Origin of the sequence: Pseudomonas pohangensis, assembly GCF_900105995.1 — a bacterium.
GTDB classification, from domain to species: Bacteria; Pseudomonadota; Gammaproteobacteria; order Pseudomonadales; family Pseudomonadaceae; genus Aquipseudomonas; species Aquipseudomonas pohangensis.
This window is the reverse complement of the sequence record NZ_LT629785.1, coordinates 3,157,863-3,171,349: the sequence shown is the minus strand read 5'-3', so window position 1 is coordinate 3,171,349 and position 13,487 is coordinate 3,157,863. Positions and strand designations below refer to the sequence as shown.

General features: G+C 58.8%; 13 protein-coding genes. 4 read left to right on the top strand and 9 right to left on the bottom strand.

The genetic code is table 11. From position 1 onward, the window contains the following. Nucleotides 1-187 precede the first annotated feature (187 nt). Nucleotides 188-1,111: an ABC transporter ATP-binding protein gene (locus BLT89_RS14780; RefSeq protein ID WP_090197039.1), complete on the top strand. Its 924-nt coding sequence runs from the start codon at nt 188-190 to the stop codon at nt 1,109-1,111. Further along, the gene (locus tag BLT89_RS14775; protein WP_090197037.1) at nt 1,111-1,872 is read left to right on the top strand and encodes an ABC transporter permease; all 762 of its coding nucleotides are present in this window, start codon (nt 1,111-1,113) and stop codon (nt 1,870-1,872) included. The genes BLT89_RS14780 and BLT89_RS14775 overlap by 1 nt, the downstream gene beginning before the upstream one ends. Before the next feature lie 32 nt (nt 1,873-1,904). Here BLT89_RS14775 and bamE read toward each other — a convergent pair whose 3' ends face one another. The 9 genes from bamE to BLT89_RS14730 form a co-directional block, all read right to left on the bottom strand. After that, nucleotides 1,905-2,159 (bottom strand): outer membrane protein assembly factor BamE domain-containing protein, encoded by a 255-nt coding sequence (gene bamE, locus BLT89_RS14770; protein WP_090197034.1) that lies wholly within the window; start codon nt 2,157-2,159, stop codon nt 1,905-1,907. A 70-nt stretch (nt 2,160-2,229) separates the two neighbouring features. Beyond that, on the bottom strand, nt 2,230-3,237 hold the full coding sequence (locus tag BLT89_RS14765) for a class 1 fructose-bisphosphatase (RefSeq protein ID WP_090197031.1): 1,008 nt from the start codon (nt 3,235-3,237) through the stop codon (nt 2,230-2,232). A 118-nt stretch (nt 3,238-3,355) separates the two neighbouring features. After that, a complete protein-coding gene (locus tag BLT89_RS14760; protein WP_090197028.1) occupies nt 3,356-4,051 on the bottom strand; it encodes a lipopolysaccharide kinase InaA family protein in 696 nt (231 codons plus the stop codon). A 94-nt stretch (nt 4,052-4,145) separates the two neighbouring features. Continuing rightward, a complete protein-coding gene (gene ilvD / locus BLT89_RS14755; RefSeq protein WP_090197025.1) occupies nt 4,146-5,984 on the bottom strand; it encodes a dihydroxy-acid dehydratase in 1,839 nt (612 codons plus the stop codon). 140 nt (nt 5,985-6,124) lie between these two features. After that, complete coding sequence (locus BLT89_RS14750; RefSeq protein ID WP_090197022.1) at nt 6,125-6,982, bottom strand: ABC transporter permease; 858 nt, start codon at nt 6,980-6,982, stop codon at nt 6,125-6,127. A 13-nt stretch (nt 6,983-6,995) separates the two neighbouring features. Continuing rightward, complete coding sequence (locus BLT89_RS14745; RefSeq protein WP_090197019.1) at nt 6,996-8,228, bottom strand: ABC transporter permease; 1,233 nt, start codon at nt 8,226-8,228, stop codon at nt 6,996-6,998. 95 nt (nt 8,229-8,323) lie between these two features. Further along, nucleotides 8,324-9,397: an ABC transporter substrate-binding protein gene (locus BLT89_RS14740; RefSeq protein ID WP_231975028.1), complete on the bottom strand. Its 1,074-nt coding sequence runs from the start codon at nt 9,395-9,397 to the stop codon at nt 8,324-8,326. A 28-nt stretch (nt 9,398-9,425) separates the two neighbouring features. Further along, nucleotides 9,426-10,544 carry an ABC transporter ATP-binding protein gene (locus BLT89_RS14735; RefSeq protein ID WP_090197017.1) on the bottom strand — a complete coding sequence of 373 codons (1,119 nt, stop codon included), beginning with the start codon at nt 10,542-10,544 and terminating at the stop codon, nt 9,426-9,428. A 252-nt stretch (nt 10,545-10,796) separates the two neighbouring features. After that, the gene (locus tag BLT89_RS14730; protein ID WP_090197013.1) at nt 10,797-11,993 is read right to left on the bottom strand and encodes a class I SAM-dependent rRNA methyltransferase; all 1,197 of its coding nucleotides are present in this window, start codon (nt 11,991-11,993) and stop codon (nt 10,797-10,799) included. A gap of 127 nt (nt 11,994-12,120) precedes the next feature. On the opposite strand from BLT89_RS14730, the gene mutM reads away from it, so the two are divergent. Next, entirely contained in the window at nt 12,121-12,933 is an 813-nt protein-coding gene (mutM, locus tag BLT89_RS14725; RefSeq protein WP_090197011.1) for a bifunctional DNA-formamidopyrimidine glycosylase/DNA-(apurinic or apyrimidinic site) lyase, read from the top strand. Between the two features lie 177 nt (nt 12,934-13,110). Next, complete coding sequence (locus tag BLT89_RS14720; RefSeq protein ID WP_090197008.1) at nt 13,111-13,485, top strand: multidrug transporter; 375 nt, start codon at nt 13,111-13,113, stop codon at nt 13,483-13,485. The last annotated feature ends 2 nt before the right edge of the window (nt 13,486-13,487 follow it).

Here is a 13,487-nt window from a genome sequence, read left to right as displayed (position 1 = left end):
ACGGGAAATGCTCTGGAGAAAAGTCGAAAATATGCTTTCGACATATCGAGAAATATGATGGTTAAGCCTGCTGCCGGCTGCGTGTTTTCGCGGGCAAACGGGCAATGAAAATTTATATCGCCCATGAACACTTTCCAATCGGTAAATTTCTTACACTGGCCAGCCGTCAACAGCGTAGGTAAGCAGTGTGCAATCGGTTATTTCGGTCGAACGGCTGAACAAGACTTATGCCTCCGGGCACAAGGCATTGCAGGACATCAATCTGCAGATTTGCCAGGGTGAAATATTTGCCCTGCTCGGACCTAATGGTGCCGGCAAGACCACGCTGATCAGCATTATCTGCGGCATCGTCAACCCCGGCACGGGCTCGGTGAAGGTGGCTGGCAAGGATATCCTCGAGGACTACCGTGGCGCGCGCTCACAGATCGGTCTGGTGCCGCAGGAACTGGTTAACGATGTCTTCGAAACCGTTTGGGCCACCGTGCGCTTCAGTCGCGGGCTGTTCGGTAAGCCGGCGAATCCGGCCTACCTTGAGCAGTTGTTGAAAGATCTGTCCCTGTGGGAGAAGAAGGACGCCAAGATTTTCGAGCTTTCCGGCGGCATGAAGCGGCGGGTGATGATTGCCAAGGCGCTGTCCCATGAACCCGCCATCCTCTTCCTCGATGAGCCGACTGCCGGCGTCGATGTCGAGTTGCGACGTGATATGTGGGCTATGGTGCGTAACCTGCGTGAGCGCGGGGTAACCATCATTCTGACCACGCATTACATCGAGGAAGCCGAACAGATGGCCGATCGTATCGGCATCATTTCTGGAGGCCGGCTGATTCTTGTCGAGGAAAAGGCCCGCTTGATGCGCCAGCTGGGCAAGAAGCAGCTGACCATCCAGCTCAAGGAGGCACTGCCGGAGTTGCCGCCGGCCCTGGCGAGCTATGCCCTCGAACTGGGTGCAGACGGTCACGAACTGATTTTTACCTTCGACATCCAGAACGAGCAGAGCGGGATTGCCGAATTGCTCAAGGCATTGGCAGCGCATGGCATCGACTTCAGGGACCTGCACTCCAGCCAGAGTTCGCTGGAAGAAATTTTCGTCAACTTGCTGAGGGCGCGCTGATGAATTTGTATGCGATTCGCGCCATCTATCTGTTCGAGCTGGCACGCACCTGGCGTACGTTGATGCAGAGCATCGCCACGCCGGTGATTTCCACCTCGTTGTACTTCGTGGTGTTCGGCTCGGCCATCGGCTCCAGCATCGTGCAGATTCAGGGCGTCAGTTACGCGGCCTTCATCGTGCCGGGGCTGATCATGCTGGCACTGCTGACCGAGAGCATTTCCAATGCCGCTTTCGGCATCTATATGCCGAAGTATTCGGGCACCATCTACGAGCTGCTGTCGGCGCCGGTGTCCTACATGGAAATTGTCATCGGTTATGTTGGTGCGGCAGCAACCAAGTCGGTGATTCTCGGCCTGATCATTCTGCTCACGGCACGCCTGTTCGTCAGTTTCGAGATAGTGCATCCGCTGTGGATGCTGACGTTCCTGCTGTTGACGGCGATTACCTTCAGCCTGTTCGGCTTCATCATCGGTATCTGGGCCGATGGCTGGGAAAAATTGCAGATAGTCCCGGCGCTGATCGTCACGCCGCTGGCGTTTCTCGGCGGCAGTTTCTACTCGATCGACATGCTGCCGCCGCTCTGGCAGAAGATAACTCTGCTCAATCCGGTGGTGTACCTGATTAGCGGTTTCCGCTGGAGCTTTTACGGTGTTGCCGATGTTGATGTGGGTATCAGCCTGGGCATGACCCTGGGCTTTCTGCTGCTGTGCCTGGCTGGCGTCTGGTGGATATTCCGCACGGGATACCGCATCCGGCACTGAAACAAGGGAGTGGGGTCTGACGTGTGTACGGCTTACTTCAGCCCGTTGCCCGAAAAAATCACCACTTTGTCAGCGGCAAACTGCACGCTGATGCCGGTTTTTTCGTTGCCCCAGGTGCAGCTGGTGAGGCCGACCGCTCCGGAACAGTCGGCAGGGCTGCCAAGCAGGTTTTCCACTTCTGCCTTGCTCATGCCGGCGGAAAGCTTGGCGTAATTTTCCTGATTGACCTTGCTGCAGGCAGCCAGTGTCATCAAGGCGCATATAACAATCATTGAACGCTTAACCATAACAAACTCCTGCTTGGATGCTTGCGCAGGCCGGTTGGCGCGCGCCAATGAGCGGACAGTCTTCCTGGACTCAGGCCTGATGGTAGCCAGTGATGCGTTCGACTTCTTCTCTGGAGCCGAGAAATACGGCTACACGCTGGTGCAGCGAGGTGGGTTTGATGTCGAGGATGCGCTGATAGCCGTTGGTTGACATGCCACCGGCCTGTTCGATGATGAACGACATCGGGTTGGCTTCGTACATCAGGCGCAGTTTGCCCGGTTTGTCGGCTTCACGATCATCCCGCGGATACATGAAGACGCCGCCGCGGGTCAGGATGCGGTGGACATCGGCCACCATGGCGGCAATCCAGCGCATGTTGTAGTTCTTGCCCAGAGGGCCGGTTTTGCCTGCCAGCAGTTCGTCCACATAGCGCTTCACCGGGGCTTCCCAGTGACGCTGATTGGACATGTTGATGGCGAATTCGGCGGTGCTTTCAGGCACCTGGATATGGTCATGGGTCAGCACGAACGAGCCCATCTCCCGATCCAGCGTGAAGCCTTTCACACCGTTGCCGAGGGTCAGCATCAGCATGGTCTGCGGGCCGTAGATGGCATAGCCGGCGGCAACCTGCTCGGTGCCGGCCTGCAGAAAGGCGTCGTCGCCCAGATCCCCGGTACAACCGTTGCTGTCGGGGCAGCGCAGTACCGAGAAAATGGTTCCTACCGAAACGTTGACATCAATGTTGCTGGAGCCGTCCAGTGGGTCGAAGACCAGCAGGTAGGCACCTTTGGGGTACTGCCCGGGAATCTGGTAGGCATTGTCCATTTCCTCCGAGGCCATCCCGGCCAGGTGGCCTCCCCATTCATTGGCTTCCAGCAGGATTTCATTGGACAGCACGTCCAGTTTCTTCTGCACCTCACCCTGTACATTCTCGGTGCCCATGCTGCCAAGAACACCACCCAGAGCCCCCTTGGAGACGGTATAGCTGATAGCCTTGCAGGCGCGCGCAACCACTTCGATAAGGAAGCGCAGATCGGCCGGGGTGTTATGGCTGCGGGTCTGCTCGATCAGATAGCGACTCAGGGTGACGCGGGACATGGGGAGCTCCGGAGAAGAAAACAGTGAGGCAGTTTAACCCGTTACGCCAGTTAACGCTTCCAGCTTCGAAGCGTTGCCGGTCTGCTGCGGGGGGGCAAAGGTGCAGGTGTGAGCCGTCTCAGATTTTTTTGTAGTCAGCGCCGAAAGTCTCTTCGAAGCCACTGAGGAAGGACTGCCACTGGGCGGTATTCCAGTCGCAGTGGCGTTTCATCTGGCCTATGTCATGACGGGCGGCGCGCACTGCGCTGAAACTCTTGCGGCTTTTCTCCAGATCGATCAGTGCCACTTCGATTTTCTCGCCTACCCGCACAAAGACATGCTTCATGCGCAGGCATCCGTGCTCGAAGCGGCCCTTGTTGAAGCGTGCCAGCGTGCAGCCGACTTCGTGCAGGATGCGCAGATGCAGATCCTCCCCCCAGCGTTGCTCATCACCGCGTGCGTAGCAGTCTTCCAGACTGCTGAAACCATCGAGCGCCTCGGTTACCAGCAACGCATGCCAGACGCCGCCGACTTTGCGGCAATCGGCGTAAACCAGAACGGGAACCGTGACATGCAGGTCTGCGCAAGCGAGCAGCACTTGTTGTTCGCGCATGGCCGTCGGATAGCCGAAAGGATGGTGCCAGGGGCGGTAAATGTGGCCGACCTGCTGTTTGCGGTAGAGCATTTTGCCTTCGGTGGTCATCACCCGTTTCACGCCGCTCTCTCCGCCACGGCGGATATTGGGCTCCTCTACCCACTCGCCGGCCAGGCCGAGCCATTGCCTGAAGGCCTCTTCACGCGGCAGTTTCAACAGTGCTTTCACGTCAGCTTGCATGCTTTTCCTCTACTTGAGCTTTGCGCGGACTCTCCGCAAGGTTTTTGCCCTGTGCGAATTCGAGCCCGGGAAACTTCATCCTGTCCTTGTGGCCTTAGCCGTCCAGGAGTGCCTTATTGCGTACGGCACCCTTGTCGGCGCTGGTGGCCAGCAGGGCGTAGGCCTTGAGGGCGGTGCTGACTTTGCGCGGGCGCTGCTCAACCGGCTTCCAGCCTTTTGCGTCCTGGGCGGCGCGACGGGTGGCCAGCTCTTCGGCGGACACCAGCAGGTTGATGCTGCGGTTGTGGATATCGATCAGTATCTTGTCGCCTTCCTGTACCAGACCGATGGCTCCGCCGGCAGCGGCTTCCGGCGAGGCGTGGCCGATGGACAGGCCCGAGGTGCCGCCGGAGAAGCGGCCGTCGGTAAGCAGGGCGCAGGCTTTGCCCAGGCCTTTGGACTTCAGGTAGCTGGTGGGGTAGAGCATTTCCTGCATGCCGGGGCCGCCTTTCGGGCCTTCGTAGCGGATGATGACAATGTCGCCTTCTTTCACTTCATCGGCAAGAATGCCGCGCACGGCGCTGTCCTGGCTTTCGTAAATTTTCGCCGAGCCTTCGAATACGTGGATCGACTCGTCGACGCCGGCGGTTTTCACCACGCAGCCGTCTTCGGCGATGTTGCCGTAGAGCACGGCCAGGCCGCCTTCTTGCGAGTAGGCGTGCTCGACACTGCGGATGCAGCCGTGCTCACGGTCGTCATCGACGCTGTCCCAGCGAGTCGACTGGCTGAAGGCCGTCTGGCTCGGGATTCCGGCTGGTCCGGCCTTGAAGAAAGTATGGACGGCTTCGTCCCGGGTTTGAGTGATATCCCACTGGGCGATGGCTGCGGCCATGCTCGGGCTGTGCACGCTGCCAGCGTCGCTGTGCAGCAAACCACCGCGCGCCAGTGAGCCGAGGATGCTGAAGATGCCACCGGCACGGTGCACGTCTTCCATATGGTACTTCTGGATATTCGGCGCCACCTTGCACAGCTGCGGGACTTTGCGTGACAGGCGATCGATATCGCGCAGGTTGAAGTCCAGTTCGGCCTCCTGTGCTGCGGCCAGCAGGTGCAGGATGGTATTGGTCGAGCCACCCATGGCGATGTCCAGGCTCATGGCGTTTTCAAAGGCCTTGAAGTTGGCGATGTTGCGCGGCAGCACCGAGTCGTCATTTTCCTTGTAGTAGCGCTGGCACAGCTCGACGATCAGTCGGCCGGCGCGCAGGAACAGCTGCTCGCGGTCACTGTGGGTGGCCAAGGTCGAGCCGTTGCCGGGCAGCGCCAGACCGAGAGCTTCCATCAGGCAGTTCATCGAGTTGGCGGTGAACATGCCGGAGCAGCTGCCGCAGGTCGGGCAGGCACTGCGCTCGTATTCGGCGACTTTCTCGTCGGAGGCCGAGTCATCGGCGGCAATCACCATGGCATCGACCAGGTCCAGGCCGTGGCTGGCCAGTTTGGTTTTGCCGGCTTCCATCGGCCCGCCGGAAACGAACACCACCGGGATGTTCAGGCGCAGGGCGGCCATCAGCATGCCGGGGGTGATCTTGTCGCAGTTACTGATGCAGACAATCGCGTCGGCACAGTGGGCGTTAACCATGTATTCGACGGAGTCGGCGATGATTTCGCGGCTGGGCAGCGAATAGAGCATGCCGTCGTGACCCATGGCGATGCCATCGTCCACGGCAATGGTGTTGAATTCTTTCGCTACGCCGCCGGCACGTTCGATTTCGCGGGCGACCAGTTGGCCCATGTCCTTGAGGTGCACGTGACCGGGTACGAACTGGGTGAAGGAGTTGGCTACGGCGATGATGGGTTTCTGGAAATCTGCATCCTTCATCCCGGTGGCGCGCCACAGGGCACGAGCACCGGCCATGTTGCGGCCAAAGGTGGAGGTTTTCGAACGGTAATCAGGCATGGCGAATGGTCCTGCAAGGGCTAATCAGGGATATGCGTATATGTTGAAGGCGTGAGCCGTCGCTGGCAAACGGCAATTGACCGGGGGCACTGCAGTTTCGCGAGAAATGACCCGTTATACGCCGTTGATTCAGCGCGGGGCTATTCGGCCAGCTCAATACCGCGCATGCGCTCCGAACGGCGGCGCAGCAGCTCGATAGTCACCAGCAGGGCAATCGACACCAGAATCAGGAAGGTGGCGATGGCCAGAATGCTCGGGTTTATCTGCTCGCGCAGGCCAGAGAACATCTGCCGGGGGATAGTGCGCTGCTGGGGGCCGGCCATGAACAGGATTACCACCACTTCGTCAAAGGAAGTGATGAAGGCGAACAGGGCACCGGAAATTACCCCCGGACGAATCAGCGGCATGATGATGTCGAAGAATACCTGCAGAGGCCTTGCGCCGAGGTTGAGCGCTGCCCGGGCCAGTGCATAGTCGAAGCCGGTGAGGGTGGCGGTGACGGTGATGATCACGAAGGGCGTGCCAAGCGCCGCGTGGGCCAGAATTACCCCCAGGTAGCTGCCGGCCAGACCCAGATCGGCGTAGAAAAAGAACATCCCGGCGGCGGTGATGATCAACGGCACGATCATCGGCGAGAGCAGCAGTGCGGTAATCAGGCGTCTGGCCGGCATGTCATCACGGGCCAGGCCGACCGCGGCACAGGTACCCAGGATGGTGGCGATCAGGGTGGCGCAGATGCCGATAAAGAAGCTGTTCTGGATCGCCAGAATCCATTTCGGGTCGTTGAAAATGGCGATATACCAGCGCAGGGAGTAGGCCTCGGGCTGAAAGGTCAGCATGCCCTCGGTAAAGCTGAAGAAGGGTTCGACGTTAAATGACAGCGGGACTATCACCAGAATCGGCAAAATCAGGAACAGCAGCACCAGCCATGAGCTGGTTTGCAACAGGCGGGCACCGAGGCGATGCCAGAAGCCGAAGTGGGCGGGAATGTGGCTCATGGGCATATCACTCCTAACCCAGCTTGATATTGCTGGCGCCGACAAAGCGGTCGTACAGCCAGTAGAGCAGCAGGATCAGACCAAGCAACAGGGAGCCCAGCGCCGCCGCCAACTCCCAGTTGTTCGAGCGCTGCATATGGAAGGCGATGATATTGCTGATCATCTGTCCGTCAGTGCCGCCGACCAGAGCCGGGGTGATGTAGTAACCGACCGAAATGATGAACACCAGCAGCGCGCCGGCGCTCAGTCCCGGCAGGGTCATGGGAAAGTAGATGCGCGCGAAGGCCGGCAGCGGCTTGGCGCCCAGTGACATGGCGGCGCGCAGGTAGCTGGGGTCGATGCCACGCATCACGCTGTACAGCGGCAGAATCATGAATGGCAGCAGGATGTGGGTCATGGCGATGATGGTGGCGAACGAGGTGTAGAGCATCTCGATCGGCTGGTCGATCACGCCGGCACCGATAAGGAACGAATTGATCACTCCGTTGGTTTGCAACAGGGCAATCCAGGCGGTGGTGCGCACCAGCAACGAGGTCCAGAACGGCAGAAGAACCAGTACCAGCAACAGGTTGGCACGGTTTTTCGGCAGACCGGACAGGTAATAGGCCAGCGGGTAGCCGAGCAGGGCGCAGAGCAGGGTAATCACCAGCGCCATGTTCAGGGTCTTGCCATACAGCTGGAGATAAATCTGTGTTTCTTCCCGCACCTGTATGCCCTGGTCGGGGCGCAGTTCCAGGTCGAGGGCGGTCAGATAGTAGTCATAGGTGTAGGGCTTGCCGGCCCGCTGAATGGCAAACCACAGTTCCGGGTTACTCCATTTGGGGTTGGCGTTACGCAGGATGTCTGCACCCTGACTGTCCAGTTCCTCGGGGCTGAGGCGGCTGACTTTGCGTGCCGTGGATTTGACCACGCTGGACATGCCGGTGAAGGCACGGTTGAACTCTTCAGCCAGCTTGCCGGACAGGCGCTGCTTGGCTAAAGCCTGTAATTCGATGGCGAAAACGCCGAAGGTTTGCTGATCGGGAGTGCTTTTGCCGTCCCAGCGCTGCAGTTCGACCAGGGTTTGCGGAATCAGCTCGGCCACCGTCGGGTGGCTTACGCTGCGCCACAGCATGCTGCCGATGGGCGCGACGAAAGTCAGCAGAATAAACGCCAAAAGGGGCACCACAAACAAAAACGCGCGAATGCGTTTTTTGCGTTGGGCGCTGGCGGCCTGGCTGGCTTCAGTGCTGGTCAGTGCTGACAAGCGACAACTCCTGCTGGTGTGTGGCTGATAGGCACGAGCCGATAGCGGCCCGTGCCTGAATTTCCCTCCCGGCAGGGGGAGGGGTAATCAGCGGGTTATTTGAGCAGCCACTCGTTGAATTTCTCGCCCAGCGACTCGCCGTAGTCAGCCCAGAACGCCGAACCGGCCTGCAGGCCTGTGTCCAGGTGTGCAGTCGGCAGGTGTGGTGCGGCTGCAGGGTCCATCATCGGCGTGGAGGACTTGCGGGTCGGGCCGTAGGCCACGTCCGACATGCCTGCCAGCGGCTTGGACTGGGTCGCGTAGGCGATGAACTTGAATGCCAGATCTTTCTTCGGCGAACCCTTCAGCACGCCCCAGGCGTCCAGGTCATAGACGTGCCCGGACCAGACAATGACGAAAGGTTTGCCTTCCTGAACGATGGCATCGTAGAAGCGACCGTTAGCCGATTGCACCAGCACCGCACCGCCGTCATTCAGCAGTTGTGGCGCTTGTGACCAGGAGTCAAACCAGACGATGTCGTTCTTGATCGTGTCCAGTTTGTCGAAGGCGCGCTGCTGTCCTTCGGGGGTGGCCAGTACTTTGTAGACATCGGCGGCGGGAACACCGTCCGCCATCAGAGCCCACTCCATATTGACCTGTGGGCGTTTGCGCAAGGCGCGCTTGCCGGGGATTTTGGCCGTGTCGAAGAAGTCACCGATAGTGGTTGGTGTGGTTTTGCCAACGGTGTCTTTGTTATAGGCATACACCACCGACCAGACGATATTGCCGATAGCGCACTCGTTGGACAGGGCTTCAGGAATGAAGTCTTTCTCGGCCGGGGTGCCATCTGCGCCGGCGGGAAGAATGGAGTGCGGAATGGTTTCCAGCAGGCCTTCGGAGCAGGCACGCTCCAGATCGATCACTTCCAGATCGACCACATCCCACTGGATATTGCCGGACTCTACCTGGGCTTTCATCTCAGCCACGCCGCCGGAATAGTCCTCGAACAACACCTTGACCCCGGTTTCCTTCTGGAACGGGTCAATCATGTGCTTCTTCTGTGCTGCGCCATAGGCGCCGCCCCATGAGACAACGGTGAGGGTTTCTTCGGCGCTGGCACTGAAAGCGCTGAATGACAAAGCCGCTGCAAGGGCGCAGGCGGAAAACTGCTTGAAGGGTAATCGCATCATGGTTTTGCTCCTGGGTTTGCGAGTGTTATTAGGACACCGGGGTGTCCGGTCGAACATCCAGCGCCTGGCTGTCTTGCGGGAGCCAAGCCAGGGCGACTTCATCCTTGGCGCTGAGTTGCGGTGCTGAACTGTCGTTCAGATTCTTTACCACCAGCTCGCACCCATCGGCGGTCTGGAAATGGTAGCGAATGTATTCGCCGACATAGTGGCGGACGATAAAGCGTGCCTGCACCTGATTGCCGGCTTTGCCGAGGTGATCGGTAAAAGTGAGCTTTTCCGGGCGAATCGATACTGTCGTGGGTTGGCCGACCTGATCGCAGTTGGCCTTCAGGGCACTGACTTGTGCGCCGCTGTCCAACCGTACCGTCACCAGTTCGTCACCTACGGATTCGATCACGCCGGGTAGCTTGTTGCTCTCACCGATGAAGTCGGCGACAAACAGATTGGCCGGGCGCTCGTACAACACATTCGGCGCTGCGCACTGCTGGACTTCGCCGTTGTTGAATACGGCAATACGATCGGACATGGTCAGCGCTTCGGTCTGGTCGTGGGTTACGTAGATCACGGTGAAGCCGAGTTGCTCATGCAGGCGCTTGATCTCGAACTGCATCTGTTCGCGGAGCTTCTTGTCCAGGGCGCCGAGGGGCTCATCCATCAGCACGATATCCGGTGCAAAGATCAGCGCGCGGGCCAGGGCGACACGCTGGCGCTGGCCGCCAGAGAGCTGGCCGGGATAACGGCCGCCGAAGTCCTGCAGCTCAACCAGCGCGAGGTATTCATCGACCTTGCGCTGTATCTCCGGTTTGCTTTGCTTGCGGATCTTCAGCGGGTACGCAAGGTTTTCGCGGATAGTCATGTGCGGGAACAGTGCGTATTGCTGAAACACCATGCCGATGTTGCGCGCGTAAGGTGCAATGCTGGTAACGGAGCGGCCATTGATGAGAATTTCGCCGCTGGTAACGTCTTCAAAGCCGGCGAGCATCATCAGGCAGGTGGTCTTGCCCGAGCCGGAAGGGCCTAGCAGGGTGATGAATTCCCCCTTGGCTACCTGCAGGTTGAAGTCCTTGACCACCAGTGTCTTGTGGTCGTAAGTCTTCTTCACGTGGGTGAATTGCAGGAACGCTTTATCACCAGCCTGATCAGCCATAAGACTCCCTAACGTGACACTCGGCGCGATCCGGTGCGTGATTTTTGAATTTACGGGATGTTGTCGGGCGCAGGTACTGGCTGATATCTGACGAGCTATGGCGAATGCAGATTTTGCCCATTGTCAGAAAGCGAAAAACCCGACGCACTAGGGAAGCTTAGTTGATAAACCGGATTTGGCCAGCCGGCTTGTGAGGCAGGGGAAAGACGCACCTGCGGAAAAATATCCGGATCCGGCAGGTGCGTGCCCGGTTTAGCTGTTAGGCAGTAACCGGCAGGTCAGGCTTTTGATATAGCGGGTCTCGGCAATGGCCGGGTGTACCGGGTGATCGGGACCCTGGCTGCCGCGTTCGAGCAGCTGGATATTGCGATCCAGATGGCGGGCGCTGGTCAGCAGGATGTTCTGCAGGTCGTCTTCGGGCAGGTGCATGGAGCAGCTGGCGCTGACCAGGATGCCGTCCTTGCTGAGCAGGCGCATGGCTTGCTCATTGAGTCTGCGGTAGGCCGCTTCGCCGTTTTTCAGGTCCTTCTTGCGTTTGATGAAGGCGGGCGGGTCGGTGATGATCACATCGAAGCGTTCTTCGGCGGCTTTCAATTCCTTCAGGGCTTCAAAAGCATCACCCTCGACACAGGTCATTTTTTCGGCCAGTCCGTTCAGGGCGGCATTGCGCTCGACGCCATCCAGGGCAAAGGCCGAGGCATCCACGCACATTACTTCACTGGCGCCGAAGGCGGCGGCCTGCACACCCCAGCCACCGATGTAGCTGAACAGATCAAGCACGCGCTTGCCCTTTACATAAGGGGCAAGCCGCGCGCGATTCATGCGGTGGTCGTAGAACCAGCCGGTCTTCTGCCCTTGCAGTACCGGTGCTTCGAATTTCACCCCGTTTTCTTCCAGGGCGACCCACTCCGGCACCTCGCCGAAGGCCGTGCTGACGTAGCGCTCGAGGCCTTCAGCATCGCGTGCAGCGGAGTCATTCTTGAACAGAATGCCGCTGGGCTTGAGTACCTGCACCAGCGCGGCAATCACTTCGTCCTTGAGTTGCTCCATGGTCGCCGAGGCCAGCTGCACCACCAGAATGTCGCCAAAACGGTCGACCACCAACCCGGGCAGCAGGTCGGAGTCACCGAAGGCAAGGCGGTAAAACGGCTTGTCGAAGAGTCGCTCGCGTAGCGACAAGGCAACCTGAAGGCGATGCACCAGAAGCGACTTGTCCAGCATATGGCTGGTATCACGGGACAGCAGGCGGGCGCAGATAAGGTTTTGCGGGCTCATGGCGACGATGCCCAGCGGCTTGCCGCCACTGGCTTCGAGGATGGCCTGACTGCCGGCGGCAAACCCGCCGAGAGGGCTGACAGCAACGTCGATTTCATTGCTGTAGATCCACAAGTGGCCGGCACGCAGGCGGCGGTCGGCATTGGCTTTGAGGCGCAGGCTGGGCAGGGACATGGGATGACTCCGGAAAATAAGGCGACAAGTATACCCGTCCCGACAACCCGGGCGCTTGCGCCGGCGGCTCGCAGGTACAGGGGGATTCCTGCTAAGTTGTCCGCTTTGGCCCAGACAGAACAGCGGCATGCCCGAATTACCCGAAGTAGAAACCACCCGGCGCGGCATCGCGCCTTATCTGGAAGGCGTACGGGTCAGCCGGGTCATCGTGCGTGAGCGGCGGTTGCGCTGGCCGATCCCCGAGGATCTGGACGTCCGGCTATCGGGGCAGCGTTTCGTGCAAGTGCAGCGCCGCGCGAAGTATCTGTTGCTGCAGGCGCAAAGCGGCACCCTGATCAGTCATCTGGGCATGTCGGGCAACTTGCGGCTGGTGCCCTGTGGTGCGCCGGTTGCCAAACATGAACATGTCGATATCGAACTGGAGTCAGGCCTGGCGCTGCGCTATACCGACCCGCGACGCTTTGGCGCGCTGCTCTGGAGCAGTGATCCGCTGCAGCATGAGCTGCTGCGCAATCTTGGTCCGGAGCCGTTGTCGGATACCTTTGGCGGGCAGCGGCTGTATCAGTGCTCCCGTGGTCGCAGCATGGCGGTCAAACCGTTCATCATGGATAACGCGGTGGTTGTCGGGGTAGGCAATATCTACGCCAGTGAGGCGCTGTTTGCCGCCGGTATTGATCCGCGGCGCGAAGCAGGTTCCATTTCCCGCGCACGCTACATGCGGCTGGCTGACGAAATCAAACGCATTCTGGCTTATGCCATCGAGCGTGGCGGCACCACCCTGCGTGACTTTGTCGGTGGCGATGGCCAGCCGGGCTATTTCCAGCAGGAACTGTTTGTCTATGGGCGGGGCGGGGAGTTCTGCAAGAACTGTGGTGGCAGTTTGCGTGAGGTGCGTCTGGGGCAGCGCTCCAGTGTGTATTGCCCACGTTGCCAGCGTTGATATCAGCTGCGCTGATCAGGCGTTTATGCTTGATAACGCGTTTAAGTGCATGCCGTAGTTAATTGATTTCGTGGGGATGTTGGCAAAAAATACGACAGTTGTTGGCAATCAGACTGACAAATCGTAACGCGCTGTTATAGTTAGACACACAGTCAACTTGCTGAAAGGAATGCTTTCATGAATCTGTTTCGCACAACTGCTGCTGTTCTGGCATTTTCCACTGTCTTGCTGACCTTGCCTGTAAAGGCAGAAGAAATGGAGCAAGGTGGAAGTGCCACGACTATGGATAACCACCAAAATGTTAGCGGTAGCACTATTTATACCGCAGACGCACCTAACGGTTTCGTAATGATGGGTGATCTTTTGATAGCGCGTCCGTTGTTGATTGCAGCGACAATAATTGGAAGTGCAGCCTTTATAGTAAGTTACCCGTTTAGTCTAATGGGAGGAAATGTTGGCGAGTCAGCCCAGTCCCTTATTGGGGATCCAATGCGAGAGGCATTTGTTCGTTGCTTAGGTTGCGATTCAAGTAATTCAAATTTTCAGAAATGAAA